Source organism: Paenibacillus cucumis (ex Kampfer et al. 2016), assembly GCF_019748695.1.
In the GTDB taxonomy this organism is placed as follows: Bacteria; Bacillota; Bacilli; order Paenibacillales; family Paenibacillaceae; genus Paenibacillus; species Paenibacillus polysaccharolyticus.
In genome coordinates this window covers 177154-197343 of sequence record NZ_JACLIC010000024.1, presented here as the reverse complement: position 1 = coordinate 197343, position 20190 = coordinate 177154, and the positions used below count along the sequence as shown (strand labels likewise).

Genomic DNA, 20190 nt, shown 5'->3' with positions numbered 1-20190 from the left:
TCAGGTGTAATGGATATTCGAAAGTTACACTACTTTATCGCCGTGGCGGAGGAACTTCATTTCCATCGTGCGGCCGAAAGATTAAATATGACTCAGCCGCCGCTGAGTCAACAGATCCAAAATCTAGAAGAAGAACTAGGTGTTAAGCTGTTGGAACGTACGAAAAAGATGGTTAGGCTAACACCTGCGGGAGCCGTATTTCTAGATCAGGCAAGACTAATTTTGGCTCAGCTTGAACGATCTATCTATCTCACACAGAAGGTTGACCAAGGCATCGTTGGTCATATAACGGTAGCTTTTGTGGATTCGGCTTCAGGCAGTATGATGGTCGATATGCTAAGGCGATTTCGAGCAGCGTACCCACAGATCGAAATTACACTGCGTGAGATGACATCTTCTGAACAGCTGCAGGCACTGCAAGATGGACAGATCCATATTGGATTTTTACGATATCAGGAGCATACGCCAAATGTGTCTTTCCGGATCTTCCAGGAAGAAACGTTAATGGTGGTGGTTCCAGACGATCACCCTTTGGCAGAGCAGATTCAAGTGTCGATTACTGACTTGGCGGAAGAGGATTTTATTTTGTTCCCTAGCCATTTGGGCTCACCATTTCATCGTCTCGTTCGGGAGTATTGCAGGGAGCATGGGGTAGAACCGCGAATTACGCAGGAAGCAATCCAGATGTATACGATTGTGAACCTCGTTGCTGCAGGCATGGGAGTTTCCATTGTTCCTTCTTCGGTGGAGGTGTTTCAGCGCAGAGGTGTGGTATTTTTACCTTTAATAGAAAAACCGCCCTCCGTGCCCTTATACATGGCATGGCGGACGGACATGAATCAGGGTGTGGTCACCCGTTTTATACACATGGACAAGAGCGACTAAACTATATTAACCCGTCAGGACAGGATTTCTCTCAATCCATTTTCCTAATATTTCATCAATTCGAGTGAGGATATCCTGATCCAGTTTCACACCGGAAGCTTTCACATTTTCCAGTACTTGTTCTGGCCCGGATGCCCCAATAATCACTGAGCTGACGTAGGGATGATGAAGAACCCAGGCAACAGCGAGTTGAGGAAGAGTCAGACCTAGTTCCTTCGCTAGAGGAAGAAGCTGTTGTACAGCAGTCAGCACATCATCGTGTAACCAACGACCGGCGAGCTTGTTGAAGAAGGGTTTCCCTGCTTGGGCTGCTGCTCGTGATCCGGGTGGCACTGCTTCATACGGAAGGTATTTACCCGATAGTATGCCTTGAGCGAGTGGAGACCATGTAATCTGTCCCAGACCTGCCTGTACACTTGCGGGCACAACTTCTTGCTCAATTACACGCCATAACATCGAATACTGCGGCTGACTTGCGATGAAAGGTACACGCAACTCTTTAGCTAGTGCGGAGCCTTGCTCAATCTGAGCAGCTGTCCATTCACTAACCCCAATATAATGAACCTTGCCTTGACGAACAAGATCAGCAAACGCAAGGAATGTCTCTTCCAGTGGAGTGTGTGTATCATAGCGGTGAGCGTAATAGACATCGATATAATCTGTTTGCAATCGTTGTAATGAAGCACTGCAGGCTTCCATAATATGTTTGCGGGAAAGTCCTCTGTTATTGTGACCTGGGCCGGTTGGATGACAGACTTTGGTGCATAGTTCAATACTCTCTCTTGGTACTCCCTTGAGAGCCTGTCCCAACACAGTTTCCGCCTTGGTATCCGAATATACGTCTGCCGTATCAAATGTCGTAATACCTGCCTCCAATGCAGCTTGGACACAAGCTTGTGCTGTTGGATCATCAACTTGTGATCCATGTGTAATCCAGTTGCCCAGCGAAATCTCACTGACGGTTAAACCGCTGTTTCCCAATTTGCGATATTCCATTTGTCATGCCTCCTTACTCATCTGGACTCCATTGTAGCAAGTGCAGATAATTAGGTGAAATATCTATTAAGCGCATGATTGATATGAAAAACATATCACAGGTTAATCAGCTCTCCTGAATATATTTACGATAGAGGGCAGGTGTGATTTCCTCGAACTTTTTAAATATTTTAATAAAATACCCCGATTCATTAAATCCCAGCTCATCGCTGATCTGTGAAACGGGCATGTCTGTGACCTCCAGCAGTTGCTTGGCCCACTTGATTTTGAGCTTGGCGAGATAGGTGGTGAAGTTTTCACCCGTCTCCTTGGCAAACAGTCTACTGAAATAACTTGGACTCAGGTGGCACAGATCGGCTGCTTGTTTAAGAGACACTTGTTCGCTCTTGTGGCTATGGATATATTCAAAAGCAGGCTGGATTACCGGATTGAGACTCTCCGTATCACTTGGACTATTTTTGAGATAAGCGTCCGCAATGGCATTGGTCATTTCCTTTTTGATCGACTCGATGTTACGGATCGAGTAACCCGGCAGGATGGTGGACAAGTTGACGGACTCCTGATTGCCTGAAGCTTTCTCAAACATCTCCACCAGCAAGTTTTTGTTTAAGGCTTCCTCTACAATATAGTTGCAGAGCAGGGATAACATATTGGAAATCTTCACGATCTCCTCATACGTCATGACGGGTAATTGATCGTAATCTGCCTGCAACTCCTTCATTTTCGCATCATGCATCGGTACGTTTTTGGACGTCACGATCTGCTCCAGATCGCTTCCCTTCTCGGGGTCAGCCAGTTTGACTTGTCCGGCCATGACCGCGCCAATATATTTTCCGTCAATCGTAATCGGAATCGCAATATCAATGATATTGAAATGACATAGATAAACGTAAGGTTCGTTAAGGCGGACAGCTTCCAAACCGCCGCGAGAATCACATTTTTGGCAGTAGGGAAGAAGCTCAGGATCTTTGCGAACGTTCTGGCAGAATGCTTGACAGCTGCTGTGGCTGGTCACGGGTATGCCTTTATAATCAACGGTGAGAATGGCAAGTTTGGTAACGGTGGCAAGGGAATCCTGAAGGCGCTTCCACTTGTCCAGATCCAGTATTTTATTGATGTGCAGATATTCTTTAATCATGTGAAAAACCTCCGTGGCAGACCGAATTCATCGATTGGAGAGTCGTTAAAAAGTTGAAAGTTGTACATATTAAGACGTGAACAGGACGGGTAATGGAACATGGGAGGTCAAAATTCAACCATCTCATGACAATAACATACCACGATTATGCGAAAAAGCAAAAAATTACGATTGCAAATTATAATAATTTGTTATCAAAGTCCACTGTAAACCTCTTGTTTCTGCGTTATATTTAGGTCAATTGCAACAATTAAAATTTGATGTAACACGGAGCGAGGCACCTTAACCTCTGAATTCAAGTCAAGAAGGACAAGCGTTGCTGCGCAAAACATTCTATCGAATCTACTTTTAGGAGGCATATCATATTATGAGAAAAGCATTTATCAGCCCAACCAAGTACGTGCAAGGCGAAGACGAATTGTTGAACCTGGGTTATTTCGTAAAATCCTTCGGAGATTCTGCATTGCTGATCGCACACCCGGACGATGTACAGCGTGTTAAAGCCAAGCTGGATGCAACAGCAGAAAAATTCAATATCACGTTTGTTGAAAGCGGTTTTAGAGGCGAATGTTCACGTGAGGAAGTTGCTCGTTTGCAAGAAATTGCGAAAGAAAAAGGCTGTACGTGCACGATCGGTCTCGGTGGTGGTAAAGCCATTGATGCCGCAAAATGTGTTGCTGAAGGTGATGCATTAATCATCTGCCCAACGATTGCAGCAACAGACGCACCGACAAGCCACTCGGCAGTATTGTACACACCAGAAGGTTCTTTTGACGATTATGCATACTTCAAACAAAGCCCAAGCGTGGTGCTGGTAGATACAACGGTTATTGCGAATGCACCAACACGTTTCCTCGTATCCGGTATGGGAGATGCGTTGTCAACTTATTTCGAGGCAAGAGCAACAGCAAAATCTTACTCCCGTGTGAATGCAAGTCTGCCAATGGGTTCCCGTGAAGGGTACACACCTTCTGCTGTAGGAACGAATGCAGCACTGGCACTTGCTAAATTGTGTTACGAAATGTTGCTGACGGACGGCGCTAAAGCAAAAGTAGCGAGTGACAGCAATGTGGTAACTCAAGCCCTGGAAAACATCGTAGAAACGAACATCTTGCTGTCCGGTCTTGGATTCGAAAGCGGCGGTTTGGCTGCAGCTCACGCGATCCACAATGGTCTGACGGTTCTGGAAGGCACACACCACTATTTCCACGGTGAAAAAGTGTCCTTCGGTACGATTGCACAGCTCGTTCTTGAAAATGCACCGACCGAAGAATTACACCAAGTGATGGATTTCTGTCTTTCCGTGGGATTGCCTGTAAGTCTGGCAGATATCGGCGTAGAAACCATTACACAAGAAGAATTGTTGAAAGTAGCAGAGATTGCGTGCATTCCAGAGGAATCTATCCACGCGATGCCATTCCCGATTACTGTTCCTGAAGTAGCCGCAGCGATTGCAGCAGCTGACCGAATCGGACGGGAGTACAAAGCACGCCAGGAGGCAAAATAAATGAAAAAAATCATCAACCAAGCTGAACATGTTGTCATGGAAATGTGCAACGGGATTGCGCTTGCGCACCCGGAGCTAGAGTTCCTGAAAAAATATAAAGTGATTAAACGCAGAGAGATTCAGGCGGATAAAGTCAGCCTGATTAGCGGCGGCGGTAGCGGTCACGAGCCAGCACATGCTGGTTATGTCGGTAAAGGTATGCTGGATGCAGCGGTGTGCGGAGATGTATTCGCATCCCCTTCCCAAATCCAGGTATATCAAGCGATCAAAGCAACGGCAAGCAATAAAGGTACACTGCTTATCATCAAAAACTACAGCGGCGACATGATGAACTTCAAAAACGCAGCACATCTGGCTGAAGAAGATGGCATCAACGTGCAATATGTACGTGTGGAAGATGACATTGCTGTGCAAGACAGCTTGTATACGGTAGGACGCCGCGGTGTGGCTGGAACGGTTCTGGTTCATAAAATTGCCGGCGCAGCAGCAGAAGAAGGACGTAGCCTGGAAGAAGTGAAGGCTGTTGCCGAGAAAGCGGCGCAGAACGTGCGCAGTATCGGTTTTGGATTCACGTCTTGTACGGTTCCTGCCAAGGGAACACCAACTTTCGAAATCGCGGAAGACGAGATGGAGTTCGGGGTAGGTATCCATGGTGAGCCGGGTATTCGTCGTGAAAAAATTGTTTCTGCAGATGAGCTTGCAGGACGTATGGTGTCCGCATTGCTCAAAGATATGAAGCTGGATCAGGATGCGTCTGCCGAGATCGCTGTGCTTGTGAACGGTTTTGGTGCAACACCTCTGCAAGAGCTGTACCTGCTCAACAACTCGGTGCAACGTGAGCTTGCAGGACATGCAGGTCTTAACGTAGCGACGACATTTGTAGGCAACTACATGACCAGTATTGACATGGCGGGTGCATCGGTGACGCTTCTGAAGCTGGATGATGAGCTGAAAACGTTGTTGTTCAAGGAAAGCGACACGCCTGCATTTAAAGTATCCGGCCCTCCAGTGGCGCAAGTTTCTTATTCTGAAGCGCTCGAAGCAGTTGTGACTGAGGATGTTCAGGTATCCTATGAAGTGCAGACGGATGCATCAGCAGCTGTTGTTGAAAATAATCAGTTTTCACTGGATAACATGGTTTACCTGATCGATAAAATGGGTGAGATCATCATCAAGAACGAAGTGCCGTTCTGTGAACTGGATTCCCATGCCGGTGACGGTGATTTCGGAATGAGTGTAGCCAAAGGTTTCCGTCAATTGAAGCGCGAGTGGAACCACATCGTTAACGAAGAGAAAAAAGATATCGGTTCATTCCTCGATGCATGCTCTCTCGTCATCATGGAGTATTGCGGCGGAGCATCCGGCCCAATCTGGGGTTCGGCATTCCGTGCAGCGGGCAAAGCGGTAGGTGAGAAGCAACATTTGAATGTCGCTGATTTTGCTGAAATGATGCAGGCAGCGGTACAAGGCATTCAATCAACAGGTGAGCGTTCCTTCGGACGTGGAGCGGTTGTAGGGGATAAAACATTGATCGACGCACTCGTACCATGCGCAGATGCCTGGACGCAAAGTGCAGAGTCTGGCGATGACTTCAAAGCTGTGTTTGCCAAAGGTGCAGCCGCAGCGGTTGAAGGTGCGAAGAAAACCGAAGATATCGTAGCACGTATGGGACGCGCAGGTACGGTCGGTGACCGCAGTCTGGGATATCCGGATGCTGGCGCGTATGCGCTGGGTGTTATTTTCACCGAACTGTCCGAGTCTTTGAAGTAAGATAGAATTCATTAAAATAGCTTGAATGACGATATAGATTATACAGAACTATACAGAACCGAATTGACACAGGTGACGGCGCCGGAGTCCGGCGTCGTTATGTGTGCCTTTTTTAGGCCATAGTGAGTCAATATTTACATGTACTCATTTACATCGAATTTGAATTATTAAATTTATGTTTATTGTTGGCTTGTATTGTTAACTGCATTATGACATGCTGTTTCGCTCATTTCCTTGAGGGAAGCGTATGCATAGTGATATCTATTTATCTATATAATTTGAACTATTAAATTACACAATAACGGAGAGGACAGAAAAAACCTGAAGAAGCGAAGCTAAAAGCTTTCTGAAAGAAAGCTACATCGGAAGCATAGGCTTCGCCTTTATCACCGGATTTTCCCTTTTTAGAAGGGAATCAAAAAATCTGGGGATAACAGCGATCGGAAGGTTATTCTGTCATCGAAGTGCATGTGTAAATATATGGAGTTCAAGTTATATCGCATTTTATATTACTTAAAGGAGCCAACCAATGAGAACAGTCACATCATTCTTGAAAAAACCGCAGGGGTTGCTGGTTTTATCACTCGTTCTGGTTATTTTCGGCAGCTTGTTTGCCGGCATGTTCAACACATCCTTCTATTCCGTCAAGGTTAAAGAGATCAAATTCCAGGCCGATCACGGAACGTTATCGGGTCTGCTGTACATGCCAAAAGGTGCGGGTGCTGATGACAAAAGACCGGTTATCATTACAACGCATGGTTATTTGAACACAAAAGAAATGCAGGATGCACCTGCCATTGAGATGTCGAGACGTGGTTACATCGTGCTCGCACTCGATATGTATGATCATGGGGATTCCCGCTGGAGTGCACCTATTCCGGTGAAAGATATGTTCGGCACGTTCTGGATTTATTCTCAATTCGATGCGGCTAAATATATCTATGATCAGGATTTCACCAAAAAAGATGATAAAGGTAACGCATATGTTGCTGTGAGCGGTCACTCCATGGGCGGATTCTCGACATTGCTCTCCATGTACATGGACGAGATGACTTCATTGCAAACAGGACACCGCATGATCTATACAGGGATTTCTGTAGGCGCAGATTATTCGTATGCTGCTGCCGTAGCTCCGCAGGATCAGCTGCAAGCTGCTTTTGGTAGCCGTACAGTGGGTATGATTGCGGGTAAGTATGACGAGTTTTTCTTCAATAAATCCGACGAAGAGAAGACAGCCGCTGAAAAAGAAATCAAAGGTACTGTAATGCGTAAGGATTTTGCCGCAACCATCTCGGGTAAAGCATTCCTCGGACTCGCGGCAGATGCACCTAGAGCGGAAACGGACAAATTCACGGAAGTTAATTCCGGTGACTTGATGGTTGATGGCAAAGTGGTTCGGCCTTCGCAAACGGGCGAACACATCATGTTCACACCGAATCAGACTCACCCGTGGAACCATTTCTCGCCAACAACGACGGGACATCTGATCGACTTTTACGCGCATGCTTTCAATGGGGTAACGTCACCGAACCAGACCAATGTGAATCTGGGATCGGGAAATCAGATCTGGTGGGCGAAAGAAGCTTTTAACTTTGTAGCCTTGATTGGCTTCTTCCTGATGATTGTACCGTTGATTACGTTGTTACTCAGACTGCCATTGCTTCGTAAAGCGGTTAGCAACGAGATCGCAACAGTTTCCGCTGCCGTAAGTGGCAAGCAAAAAACGATCTACTGGCTCGCGATTGCGTTCAGCACGCTGATCCCGGCCATTCTTTTCCCAACGCTAATGGATAAATCGGCAGACGGATTGAATGTATTGCGTGTCATTGCTCTGATCTTGTTGATCGTAAGTGTGCTTGGTGCAGTCATTGGATTTATCTTGGCTGGAAGCAAAAAGAATGATTATGCGGCAAGCCGCCGGATGAAAAATATCGGCGTAGGCAGCGTGCTGCTGGCCATTGTATCTCTGGTCATGTGGGTTGTGTTTAACTATGCGAGCAAAATTGTCGTTACAGGCACATACTTCAATGAACCAACGACGAACCAGATCGTATACTGGGCGTTGGTATCGGCGTTGATTATGATTCTGGTGACCTTTGCATTCCACTATTTCTCCAAAAAGGATGCAGGCACTCGTTTCAGTGATTACGGAATTAGCTTGAATATCGGAACCATCATTGCCAGCCTTGTAACAGCTGTACTGGCTATTGTAATCGGCTATGCACTACTGTTCGCGGTACAGGCGATCTTCGGAACGGACTTCCGGATCTGGACATTTGCGGTACGTACGTTTGAACAGGCACATTTCGTTACTGCACTGCGTTATGCACCACTGTTCCTGATCTATTACTTTGTGAGTGCCGTTGCACTGAACGCCAATACGCGCGGCAAACGCGGTGGTATGTTCCTTGCGATTGTACTGAATGTTGGCGGATTGGTATTGTGGATGCTGGCACAGTATGGAAAAGACTTTATGACAGGTGTGGCGCTGTATCCAACTCAAGCACTGAACGGCATTCTGTTGTTCGCACTGGTGCCATGTCTGATCATCGCTGCCGTATACGCACGCAAATTGTTTGAGAAAACGAACAATGTATGGCTCGCGGCATTTGTGAATACGTTGCTGTTTACGATGGTGACTGTGGCGAATACCGTTCTCTTCTGGAATTTGGTTTAATGTGAAAAAAGATATGGCGTGGCCTTAGATTACACTTGACCACTCCGATGACTGACTATGCTTTCGATCGCTGTTATCCCCCGATTTTATTGAAGTTTTTCCTTAGGGGAAAATCGGGTTATAAAGGCGAACGCTCCGCTTCTCCAGCATTAGTCTGTCATCTCCGTTCCGGTGTAATCAAAGGGCTACATATCCAACATTTTCAGATGAAACGTTGGATAGAATATAGACCGCTCTGTAGGCTATGGCTTACAGAGCGGTCTTTTTTGTGATACTACAAGTGATTAGAGTTAACCGAAATTGGCTTTAGCTATGGGAAATAGTGTAATCTGAGAGTATTGTAACTTACTTGAACGAGAAGGGAACGAATCCATTCAATGACTCAAAAAATTTACTATGACGCTGCGTACACGCGCGAGTGGCATACACATATTACCAATCGGGTGACGAAAGAAGATAGCGTATACGTTACGCTCGCCGAGACGGCATTTTATCCGCATGGAGGCGGACAATCGTGTGATCTGGGACAGATTGGCGGCATTGCGGTTCTGGATGTGAACTTGGAAGACGGTGAAGTGTGGCATAAGCTGGAACGTTTCCCGGAGCAGGATGAAGTGCACTGTGAACTGGATTGGGAGCGAAGATTTGACCACATGCAGCAGCATACGGGCCAGCATTTGTTATCGGCAATTACACTAAAACTGACAGATGCGATGACACTCAGTTTTCACCTGGGTACGGACTATGCAACGATTGATGTAGCTACAGAGACGCTTGACCTGGAACAGCTGGCTGAAGTCGAGCAAGAGGTGAATCGGCAGATTGTTCGTAATGCTCCGGTTCGCTCATCTTGGGTTACCGCGGAAGAGGCGGCGCGACTGCCTTTAGTGAAGCAACCAACGGTGACGGAGGACATTCGCATCGTGGAGATTGAGGGTGTGGAATACAATGCTTGCGGTGGTACACATGTGGCGGCAACGGGCGAGATTGGCATCATTAAGTTGTTGAAAACGGAGAAGATCAAGAGTAACACACGAATTTATTTCAAATGCGGTACGAGAGCTGTGAACGAATTCGCGGCAATTCAGCAGGTGTTGAACGGCATTACGACCAAATTAAAGACAAGTCGGGACGAGCTTCTGGAGCGTATTGAGAAAATGGAACAGGAGCAGAAACATCTGCAAAGCGAGCTGAACACGTTAAAAGCAACGAATGATGCCTATTACGCCGAAGAACTGCTTGCGGCACGTGAAGGGCTGGTTATTGCCCAGATTTTCGAGGACAAATCACTCAAGGACATGCAAAGCCTGGCTACCAAACTTACGGAAGAGCATGAAGGTTTGGTGCTGTTTGCCAGCATCTCGGAGGCGAAGGTTGTGCTGGCACAGAACGGACAGCCGCCGGAATGGGCGTGCGGGCCGTTTTTCAAAGGAAATCTCGGGGCGTACCAAGGCAAAGGAGGCGGCAGTGAGAAAATAGCTCAGGCCGGATTTGCGAGCAGTGAGGATGCGCTTGCGTTTTACGAGTTCACCAAGGAGCAGCTAGGACACCATTCCTAAAGGTTGAAGGAGGCAGAAGCATGGCAGAACGTATTCCATGTATACGCGAAGGATGCGACCATATGATTTTGCCAGCAACAGCGGCTAAAACAGGTGGGTATTGTATGCCTTGTAAGCAGGAGATGGAACGGGAGGCACACCAGCGTTATATTGAAGCGAATCGGCGTGACGTCGATCTGTATGAGGGCATTACGGATGTAGCGCAGATTCTGAAAATCATGCATGAACCCCGGACATATAACGAACTTATTCGATATGTACCGTATATGTACTCCATGGAACAAGTGTATCTGTCCCTTACAGCAGAGCAGCAACATGAGATGAAGCGTTACGCAATGGAGTTGATCCGCTCAGATGACGAGGACGGCGGTAAGGATATTTTGCAGTATCTTGTTTGTTATCATGATCTGCCCTTGACGTCGGAAATTCCTGAACTTTTGGAGCGGGAGATTGTTTATCCAGCGGTTTTGTTCAAAAGCGCCTCTGGCGAGACGCGAGATCATCTGATTCAGCAGGTGAACAACGATGGGGAGAATCGTAACCACTTTCTGATCATGCTGGCTTATATCGGTGACGAAGTGGTTGTACAACAGTTCTTGCAGTGGAGGCAGGCTCCGCCCCTGTGGGCCAGCGAGCTGTATGTCGCACCTGAGCGTTACACGTTGCAGGCGGGTTGGGAGTTAACCGAAGAAGGTCAACGCAGAGAATTGTTCATCACTCCGAGTTATTCATTGTATGAAGCAGAACACAGTGATGTAGAGGCAGGCGAGAGTGAGAACCTGAATGGTTCTCCGATTTCTTTACTTGTGCCAAGTTCCAAGCTTTGTCCATGGTGTGGTAGTTCATTTATCAGCTTAATGAATTTACATGTGAAACATCCATCGCTTCGGTCTGTTCACTGGAACTCTCCACAACTTGATGTGCAGACCTGCTTGGTATGCAGCAGTTACAGCGTGGTGTACATGGAAATGGATGCAGAAGGGAATCCGATCTGGAGTAAGTATAATGTGAAGCCCGACGGATTTGATGAAATTGATGTAGAAGAGATGAGCGTAGATGTTTCGGGAGTTAGCTCAAGTAGCTTAGATGTAGGTAGCCTTGCTGGCGAGGGAGAATGGTCAGGAGGGGCGCAGGAGCAGGTACAGCGACGTTGGTTCCGTATCGCGTCGGAACCACGTCAGCCTTATCATGGCAGTGAGTGGGCAATGGAAACTTCTATATCACAGGTTGGGGGTCACCCCGGCTGGGTGCAAGATGCAGATTATCCAGTATGTCCAGCCTGCTCTGCTACGATGAAAGCTATCGGACAGTTGGACGGTGAGATGATTCAGGAGAATGGGGAAGGTGTGTATTACATGTTTGCGTGTGAGCCATGCCAGATGACAGCAGTATCGTATCAGCAATCATAATATAATCCACCCACTTTCTTATCGTTTTCCAGCATGAAGTGACTGTTGTCACGAAACCTGACATCGTTGTAATATATAATCATTGATCAGCTTCGTGGAGAGAGATAAATTACAAAATGTCGGCAGGAGTGGGAACGATGGAAATAAGAGTGGATGATTTGAATGGAGATCAGGTAAAAGCGCTAATCGCGGAACATTTGATGGGCATGGCAGCGGATTCGCCGCCGGAAAGTATACATGCACTGAATCTGGATGGACTGAAGAAACCCGAGATTACGTTCTGGTGTGCATGGGACGGAGAGGAACTGCTCGGCTGCGGGGCGATCAAGGAACTGAACGCGGAGCATGCTGAACTGAAATCGATGCGTACGGCTGCCGCCCACTTGCGTAAAGGGGTAGCTCGCCGAATCTTGGCTCACATTATTGAAGAGGCTACGTCTCGCGGATATCAGCGTATCAGTCTGGAGACAGGTTCAATGGATTCTTTTATCCCGGCACGCAAGCTGTATGAAGACTTTGGTTTTGCATATTGCGAGCCGTTTGCGGACTATATTTTAGACCCGAATAGTACATTTATGACCAAAGTTATTGGATAACCTTATAGATGATGAATCTAAACGGAAACAGCCAGTCTCTCTAGTATAGGGAGGCTGGCTTTTGACGTTTATTTATGTGTTGAAGTGTTTATGGATTTGAAGAAAAAATGAAACATTTGATACAGTTCATACAGCGTAAAAAGTGATAAACTAAAATTCGGGGTTTGAACGCTGTGACGCACCAAAGAATGGAGAGTGCAGGAGAATGCTCTACTGGTGGTTTGAAGGAATGAACCCATTGTTCGTTGGATTCGTATTGTGTCCCATATTGGCTGTGATTCTGGGTGTGTGCTGGTATGCTTCGAAATGGTGCAGTAGGACAATTGCTTTGGGTATATCTCTTTTGCTGCCTTTGCTGTATATCACCAGTGATTGGGGGACGTTTACCGCCAATCTGGATGCATGGCTACTTTATGGAATAGGGTATAGTTTGATAACATGGGCAACTTACCGATTACTTTGTACACTTAAAGGGTATAAATCATAGGCATGTCATAAGTTTGGGATGAATTGGCCATACAGATTGGGTGGGCTGTTTCATCATGGATAGGGTATACTGGACTTTATATTGCTCAAAAATAGACAAGGATTACAGACGTTTTTGTACCTCAGGAGGATTTCAATTGGCTCAGACTCAGACGGAAGAATCATTACAGAAAAAATTAAAACCCAGACATATTACCTTTATGGCGATGGGTGGTGTTATTGGGACAGGCATTTTTAAAGGCAGTGCAGGTACGATTGGACTTGCAGGCCCAGGTGTTATTGTAACGTACATTTTTGCCGGACTGTTGTTGCTTGTGGTTATGGCTGCGATGGCAGAGATGGCTACGGTGTACAAGAACAGAAATATGAAAGATTTTGTACAGGAAGCGTTCGGTAGCCGAGTTTCGTTTATTATGGGATGGATGTACTGCTTCTTGTGGTTATCGGTATGTGTCATCGAGGTTATTGCTGCGGGCAGTTTCCTGCAATATTGGTTCGCGGACGTACCACTATGGATGCTAAGTCTGGCGTGTGCGGCATTTATTATATTGGTGAATTTGCTCAGCGTGGGTGTGTTCGGTGAGTTTGAGTTTTGGCTGGCCGGGATCAAAATTGCGATGATTATTATTTTTATCGTGCTCGGGGCAGGGCTAATCTTTGGTATTATTCCAAGTGACAACACACCATATTTACAAAACTACACGCAGGCGGGTGGGTTCTTCCCGAACGGATTGACATCGATCTTCTCTGCACTGCTTGTGGTTATGTTCTCGTATGGAGGATCGGAGCTGATCGGCCTGACCTTGACGGAAACGGAAAATGCGGAGAAAGTGATGCCCAAGATCGTGGGCAATTTCATGTTCAGAATCATTTTGTTCTTCACGTTGCCGATTCTGATTATCTGTGGTCTGATTCCTTGGAACGAGATTGGGCCGGAAAGCAGCCCGTTTGTACAGGTACTGGCATCAACTGGCCTGCCGGGTGCTGCACATATTATGAACTTTATATTGGTGACGGCGGTGCTGTCCGCAGCGAACTCGGGTATCTACGGGGCATCCCGCATGATGCATTCTATGGCCGTCGGCGGGGAGGCGCCTAAAGCACTCGCCAAAACCAACCGCAACGGTAGCCCGATTAATACGTTGCTGGTGTGTACCGTTGTTCTGCTGGCAGGTTCCTTGTTAGGACTGTTTGCCCAAGATCAGCTGTTTAGAGTGTTGCTTGCTGTTCCGGGATTTGTCGTGATTCTGGTCTGGATCTGCATCGCTGCTTCTCAGCTGAAATTACGTAAAAAGTATCCGGTTCAGCCTACATTCAAGGTATGGGGATTCCCTTATATCACCGGGGCGGTTGTCTTGATCCTGAGCGTCATTGCTCTGATGTTTGTGTTTGATGAAGGCAACCGGTTCAGTATTAGCATCTGTCTCGGTGTACTTGCATTGCTGACGATCTGGTCTTTGATTCGATTCCGCAAGATGAATAACAAATCAGCTTAAAGAGGCTAAGTAAAAACAAGGTACAGATGATCTCACATTGTTGAGATGTCTGTACCTTTTTTGATAAGCATATCTATGTTGTTTCTTAGAAAAGATGATTTTGATTATACTGCTGACTTTAACAGATTAAATTATTTTCCTACATACTTATCCATAAAACGGTCCACTCTTGCAAAATACTCCGTTGGATAATGATTGATAGAATCAATGTGTTCGGTATTTGCTGGATACCATACCTCTGCATTCGGGTTATCCTTCAAGTTCTCAAAGATCTTTTCTGAATTTGTATAACTGATCTGTTGATCTCCAGTACCGTGAATGAGCATAACCGGTTTATTTTGCATCTTCTTCACTGCATCCATAGGCGACACAGAATCAAGATCAACGTCGAAGGCCCAATTAGCCATCCATGTGGAGGTATAACCGAATGGGAATGCTGGTAAACCGGAGAATACAGGCAGACCCTCTCTTAAAAATAAACCGGCATTACGAAACGGACTATCCGCCACGACAGCCTCAATATCATCACTTTCACTTGTAGCTAGCAGGGATGTCGCAGCACCCATAGAGAAGCCAATGACCCCAATATGCTCGCCTGCCTCGCCTCTGGATTTCAAATAATCAACAGCTGCAAGCAGGTCATATTTCTCACGCAGACCGAGTGTGATCATCTCGCCATCGGATTTACCTTGTGCACTGAGATCAAAGGCCAATATATTATAACCTTTCGGGATAAAATGCTCTGCCAATTTTGGCGTACGTCCCTTGACGAGACGATTACTTGTATATCCATGCACGACAATAAGCGTTTTGTTACTTGCTTTGCCTGAAGAAATGTTCGCCGGGAAGAAGGTACCTCTTATCGTATTATCACTTTTTAAACTTTTGAACTCAACGACCTCATAGGGCGTTCTATCCATGTTCAATTCATAGCTGACATTCGTATCTCTTGGATGGTGTAAGAGGATGTCTACGACTTTATAAGATATGAAGAACACAACACTTAAGATAAGTACGAGTGCAATCGCCAGGCTCCATAATAGTTTCTTATGTTTTTTAATGCGATCTTTAAATGTCGAATCGAGTTCGATCGACGGTTGTTGTTGATTCATTTTATTTCCTCCAGTGTTAGTTCTTGCTGTGTTGCACGGGGGCAAACAAATAATAGGCGTGTGCCTTCAGGTTTTCCCATTCCGGATGATGAACAATATCTTCTCCGAGAGTTAACGCCACTCCATTTAAGAAGGAGATGTAGCTCCGTGAGATCATGGCCGGTGAGAAACCTGGGTTGAATTCTCTCATGGATTGTCCTTCTGCATAAACGGATTCAATCTTGTCTGTCATTACTTTTATACTATCCAGAACCTTCTGAGTAAGCTCCGGGAACCTTATTCGTTGTCCCAATACAGACTGAACAAGTCGTAACTCATTGGTGTAGAAGTAAATATGATCGAATTGGTCTTTGACCATATTTTTAAGTAATTCGGCTGGCGTTCCGTTTTGTTGCAGCAGAGCAAGTGATTTCTTCTGGATATCTTCAAGCGGTTCCAGGACAGCTGCATGAAACAAAGCTTCTTTGTTTGGAAAGTACTGAAATATGGTTCCAGAAGTCACACCGATATTTTTAGCAATAAGAGCCGTTGTGGTGTTTGAATATCCATTTTCAGCAAACAAGATGACAGCTTCCTCCAAGATGCGCTTACGTCGCTCAAGCCGTTTCTCTTCATTAACTGTTCTAGCCACAAAAATTCTCCTTTCTTTTATCTGAACATTAATTAATTAACTGATCAATTAATTAATAATATAGCCGAATCTATCTTATATGACAATAGTAAGTTTTGAATCGGTTCAGTGGGGGGGCATCTAGGTCACAAAGACTGTTACAAATAGGGCGTACTGGGGGTAATAGGAACTAAAGGATTAAGTCAGGAGTCTCTACGAAAAGAATTTCAATCCAGTTATACTGAATCCCATGTGCTGGTGGATGAACTGGCATATATGAAACACAGAATCTTCGTGTAACAACGAAATACATAATTAGAACGATATCGATAACGAGGTACACCATGACAACGATTAAAGTAACCCCGGAACAGCTATTGTCCGTTTCAAAACAGTTCGCCACAGCCCAAAGTCAGATTGCTCAGATGAATCACATCTTGAAACAACAGCTGTTCGAAATTGAAAGGCAGTGGAACGGGAGCACCAAGGAACGATTTTATGCTGATTTCATCGCGGCGCAACGAGTGATGGACAACTTCTGTTCACTCTCCCTCTCGATTGCCAAAACGCTTGAAGGACATGCGGAGAAATTCAGACTGGCGGATCAGCAGACTACGCAATCCTACGATGCCAATTGCGCGCCGCCTCCACCGGATGAATGCCGGGCTCCCACTGTAGACAATCGTAATGCTTTTCAAAAATCGGTGGATAGTTTGAAAGAACTGGGTACTGGTTTTATGCAGGCTGCAGATGACCGCTACCAGAAGCGTTACGACAGTGTCGGCGGATTTCTGGACTATTGGACGTTTGGTATCCCAAGTGGTCTGGTGGAAGGTTACATGGATAGAGCGGATAAAGCCTTTAATTCTGCCAATGATACAGCCAATTGGCTGACATTTGGCATCCATGGTACAATCCGTGAAGCGATATTCCCCACGAATGCCTGGTCCAGCGAACATTGGGCCAATATGATGGGCATGGGAGGCATGATGGTCGGCGGTGGCCTCACCGCTAAGATGATCAAACCGCATAATTTACTGACCTCGTCAGGAGGCGGTACCAATGTTAGTGCGCTTAATCGTTCGATGGAGGCGGGGGAAAAGGTGGAAGTTCATCGTCAAATTTCTTCAGATGGATTGAGGAATGAAATTGAACTTACTAAGGCGCAGAAAATAGAATTGGTTGATTATGCAAAAAAATTGGATTTTCCTGAGGATAATATTGTATTTAGGGATAATTGGAATACAGGTATGATGTATGACAGATTGTATATAAATACGGATGTTTTACCTGGTGCTTCCCCTGGAATAGGAACTACAAGTGCTAATAGCCGTGTCTCAGGTAAGGCAACTCTAGCTCACGAGATTGTGGGACACTATGAAGCATATTTAAATGGGAAAGCATTTAAACTTTATGATGTCGATCCTGCAACATATTCCAGAAATTTTGCTCTAGATGAAGCTCAGGCTAGTATTAGAGCGGCTAGATTTGCTCCTGATTTGACATCAATTGAAAGAGTGACATTACTGCGAGATGCAATTACAAGACTTAGAAACAGTGGACTTCGTATTAGAGAAGTTAAGGATGAACTATTTATACAAAGTAGATAATTGGAGGAGAGTCTTGAATGGAAAAGTTAATGGAGGTTGGCGATGTTTTTGAATCCAATGGAAACGGAACCGTTATTGTTGGAAATGAACCTGTCCTTACAGCTATAGAGAAGATTGGTGACGATATTGTGTTGCAAATTTCTGAGCATGAAATGCTGAATCTGAGAGTTGTTTCGGTTCAAATATCCAACTCACCAAATGATAAAAAAATGGTGGGCATATGTTTAGGTAACTCGATCAATCCTGCAGATATACCAATAGGTTCAACAGTATATGTTTTTTAATCGTTCCAAGTAACTACAGGCCTCCAACTACCATGTTGGAGTTTTTCTTTGCCTGAAATCCTCTAAAAACCTCGTTAAATAACTCTTTTTAAAGTCCCTAATACCAAAGCGAATACGGAAATGATAACGTTTTTATGTAAATCCAATATTTTCTTGCGTAATTCGACATATTCGTATACTATTTTCCCATACTTAGTGCTTCAAACATATGTTTTTTGGGTACGGCCTAGTCAAAAAGGCTTGGGTTCGTGGGGAGGAAGAGGGAGCAAATGATCGGTTTTTTCAGGAAACGTCTGGTTGTGCGCATTGCGGCTATTGTTACACTGGTCATTACGATTATAGCTGCGGGAAGTATGCTGACGCAGATCGCTAATGTGAAACTTGCTGCGCAGGGGGCTATCACAAGCTACAATATTCAGATTGCCGAGAGTTATGTGAAGCAATTGGATACAGCATCATATGTGGACTTTGCCAAGGACCCCAAGGAAAATGAGGAGTATCTTCGTATTCGGGATGAATTGGATGATTTTCGAGTGCGTATTGGTGCTATGTATGTGTATTTCGTTAAAATTGATGATAAAGGAACGCCGCTGATCATGGTGGATGGCATGAAGGATGCGGATAAAGCTTCAGCAATTAACGAAGTAACGGACATTCCTGCAGATGCGGTGCAGAAGTTGCTACAAGGGGAAACAGCAAGTTCGCCGATCATTAACAATCCAGAGTACGGTAATTATATTTCTTCCTACGCTCCAATTCTGAATAGCAACGGTACTCTTGCGGGTGTAATTGGTATCGATACAGGGATTTCTGTTATCGGAGGTATCGAAACCGATATTTTGAGATCAAGTCTGCCGTTGTATGTGATCCTACTGCTCGCTACTCTTGCAGGTATTGCTATAGTGATGTGGTTTATCGTTAGAGGACTGCGCCCTCTACATCCGCTGAAATCAAGTGTGGAAAAGATGGCACAAGGTGAGCTTGCCGAAGCTAATCGCATTTTGACAGCCTATCGTTTGAAGAGCAGAGATGAGATCGGAACAACGTATCAGGCGATGATACATATGTCTGGGAATTTAAATAAAATAGTAAGTGACATGGTTGGAGGAGTAGCTTTAACAACCGAATTGTTATCCGAATCCACGAAAGAGTTTAATCGGAGTACCGAAGAGATGCTCGCGATGAGTAAAACAGTGGATCGTGCCGTTGAGGAAATAAGACAAGGTGCGCATACACAGAAGCAGAGTGCAAGTGACAGTGCGCATGCTATGGAAGAGATTGCAAAAGGCATCAACGATATATCTGAATCCTCCAATGTGGTATCGGATGCGGCAACAATGGCGCTGACTACGGCGGAATCGGGGCAGCAACGCATGACGATTATGAAGAAACAGATGGAAAACATCTCTGCAGTATTTGGAGAGGTTACCACGATGGTGCAGGTGTTAAACAACTATTCTACTGAAATTGGTGGTGCACTGCATACGGTACGTGACTTCGCAAGTCAAACCAAACTGCTCGCGCTTAATGCCTCCATTGAGGCTGCACATGCGGGTGAGCATGGAAAGGGTTTTGCGGTTGTGGCAGAAGAAGTGAGGAAACTTGCCGAAGCCTCCAGTTCGTCTATGGAACGAATCTCGGACTTATTACTTCGTATTGAACAGGAGTCACAGCAGATAGGTTCCCGAATGGGGGTTACTGCCCAGGAGATTGGTCAGGGGGTCGTATTTACAACTGAAGCAGAGCAAGCCTTCTCACAAGTCGTGGATGCGTTCCAACTAGTTACCCAGCGTATACAGGAGGTCTCTGCTGCGGCTGAAGAAATTACGGCCGGATCGGAAGAGGCGGCAGCTTCGGTCAACACGATTTCACAGATTTCCGCAGGCGTGTCGGATCACTCGGATGAGATATACCGTTTGATGCAGGATCAATCGGTGATGTTCCGTAAGGTGGCCGAAACGTCTACGATGCTGGAACAGCAGACGCATGAGATGAGTGAAGCGGTGAAAAAGGTGAAGGTGTAAGTGAAGCGGCAACTAAATTTAGAGGAAATAA

Annotated in this window: 15 protein-coding genes; 11 read left to right on the top strand and 4 right to left on the bottom strand. The window is 45.7% G+C overall.

What is annotated here, in order from left to right:
• Positions 1 to 9: 9 nt before the first annotated feature.
• Entirely contained in the window at positions 10 to 885 is an 876-nt protein-coding gene (locus tag H7T88_RS16085; RefSeq protein ID WP_221789313.1) for a LysR family transcriptional regulator, read from the top strand.
• A 6-nt stretch (positions 886 to 891) separates the two neighbouring features.
• Here H7T88_RS16085 and H7T88_RS16080 read toward each other — a convergent pair whose 3' ends face one another.
• Together H7T88_RS16080 and H7T88_RS16075 are read right to left on the bottom strand one after the other, a co-directional pair.
• The gene (locus H7T88_RS16080) at positions 892 to 1881 is read right to left on the bottom strand and encodes an aldo/keto reductase family protein (RefSeq protein ID WP_154891145.1); all 990 of its coding nucleotides are present in this window, start codon (positions 1879 to 1881) and stop codon (positions 892 to 894) included.
• A gap of 106 nt (positions 1882 to 1987) precedes the next feature.
• Positions 1988 to 3019 carry a PocR ligand-binding domain-containing protein gene (locus H7T88_RS16075; RefSeq protein ID WP_154985564.1) on the bottom strand — a complete coding sequence of 344 codons (1032 nt, stop codon included), beginning with the start codon at positions 3017 to 3019 and terminating at the stop codon, positions 1988 to 1990.
• Between the two features lie 367 nt (positions 3020 to 3386).
• Between H7T88_RS16075 and H7T88_RS16070 the strand changes: the two genes are divergently transcribed.
• The 7 genes from H7T88_RS16070 (at position 3387) to H7T88_RS16040 (ending at position 14519) form a co-directional block, all read left to right on the top strand.
• Positions 3387 to 4526, top strand: coding sequence for a glycerol dehydrogenase (locus tag H7T88_RS16070; RefSeq protein WP_090917434.1), 1140 nt, complete (start codon positions 3387 to 3389; stop codon positions 4524 to 4526).
• Complete coding sequence (gene dhaK, locus H7T88_RS16065) at positions 4527 to 6296, top strand: dihydroxyacetone kinase subunit DhaK (protein ID WP_221789311.1); 1770 nt, start codon at positions 4527 to 4529, stop codon at positions 6294 to 6296.
• Positions 6297 to 6825: 529 nt separating this feature from the next.
• Entirely contained in the window at positions 6826 to 8973 is a 2148-nt protein-coding gene (locus H7T88_RS16060; protein WP_221789309.1) for an alpha/beta hydrolase family protein, read from the top strand.
• A 377-nt stretch (positions 8974 to 9350) separates the two neighbouring features.
• Positions 9351 to 10532, top strand: a complete 1182-nt coding sequence (locus tag H7T88_RS16055) for an alanyl-tRNA editing protein (protein WP_221789307.1) — start codon at positions 9351 to 9353, stop codon at positions 10530 to 10532.
• 20 nt (positions 10533 to 10552) lie between these two features.
• Positions 10553 to 11941 (top strand): DUF1963 domain-containing protein, encoded by a 1389-nt coding sequence (locus H7T88_RS16050; protein ID WP_221789305.1) that lies wholly within the window; start codon positions 10553 to 10555, stop codon positions 11939 to 11941.
• Between the two features lie 137 nt (positions 11942 to 12078).
• Positions 12079 to 12537, top strand: coding sequence for a GNAT family N-acetyltransferase (locus tag H7T88_RS16045; RefSeq protein WP_090917446.1), 459 nt, complete (start codon positions 12079 to 12081; stop codon positions 12535 to 12537).
• Between the two features lie 623 nt (positions 12538 to 13160).
• Positions 13161 to 14519, top strand: coding sequence for an amino acid permease (locus tag H7T88_RS16040; RefSeq protein ID WP_260510949.1), 1359 nt, complete (start codon positions 13161 to 13163; stop codon positions 14517 to 14519).
• Positions 14520 to 14650: 131 nt separating this feature from the next.
• On the opposite strand, the gene H7T88_RS16035 is transcribed toward H7T88_RS16040, so the two are convergent.
• Both H7T88_RS16035 and H7T88_RS16030 read right to left on the bottom strand, forming a co-directional pair.
• A complete protein-coding gene (locus tag H7T88_RS16035) occupies positions 14651 to 15631 on the bottom strand; it encodes an alpha/beta hydrolase (RefSeq protein ID WP_221789303.1) in 981 nt (326 codons plus the stop codon).
• A gap of 16 nt (positions 15632 to 15647) precedes the next feature.
• Entirely contained in the window at positions 15648 to 16262 is a 615-nt protein-coding gene (locus tag H7T88_RS16030) for a TetR/AcrR family transcriptional regulator (protein WP_221789301.1), read from the bottom strand.
• Between the two features lie 323 nt (positions 16263 to 16585).
• Between H7T88_RS16030 and H7T88_RS16025 the strand changes: the two genes are divergently transcribed.
• From H7T88_RS16025 to H7T88_RS16015, 3 genes are all read left to right on the top strand, one after another.
• Positions 16586 to 17851, top strand: coding sequence for a WXG100 family type VII secretion target (locus H7T88_RS16025; RefSeq protein WP_221789299.1), 1266 nt, complete (start codon positions 16586 to 16588; stop codon positions 17849 to 17851).
• A gap of 17 nt (positions 17852 to 17868) precedes the next feature.
• Positions 17869 to 18135, top strand: a complete 267-nt coding sequence (locus tag H7T88_RS16020) for a hypothetical protein (protein ID WP_221789298.1) — start codon at positions 17869 to 17871, stop codon at positions 18133 to 18135.
• 269 nt (positions 18136 to 18404) lie between these two features.
• A complete protein-coding gene (locus tag H7T88_RS16015) occupies positions 18405 to 20159 on the top strand; it encodes a methyl-accepting chemotaxis protein (protein ID WP_221789296.1) in 1755 nt (584 codons plus the stop codon).
• Positions 20160 to 20190: the final 31 nt, after the last annotated feature.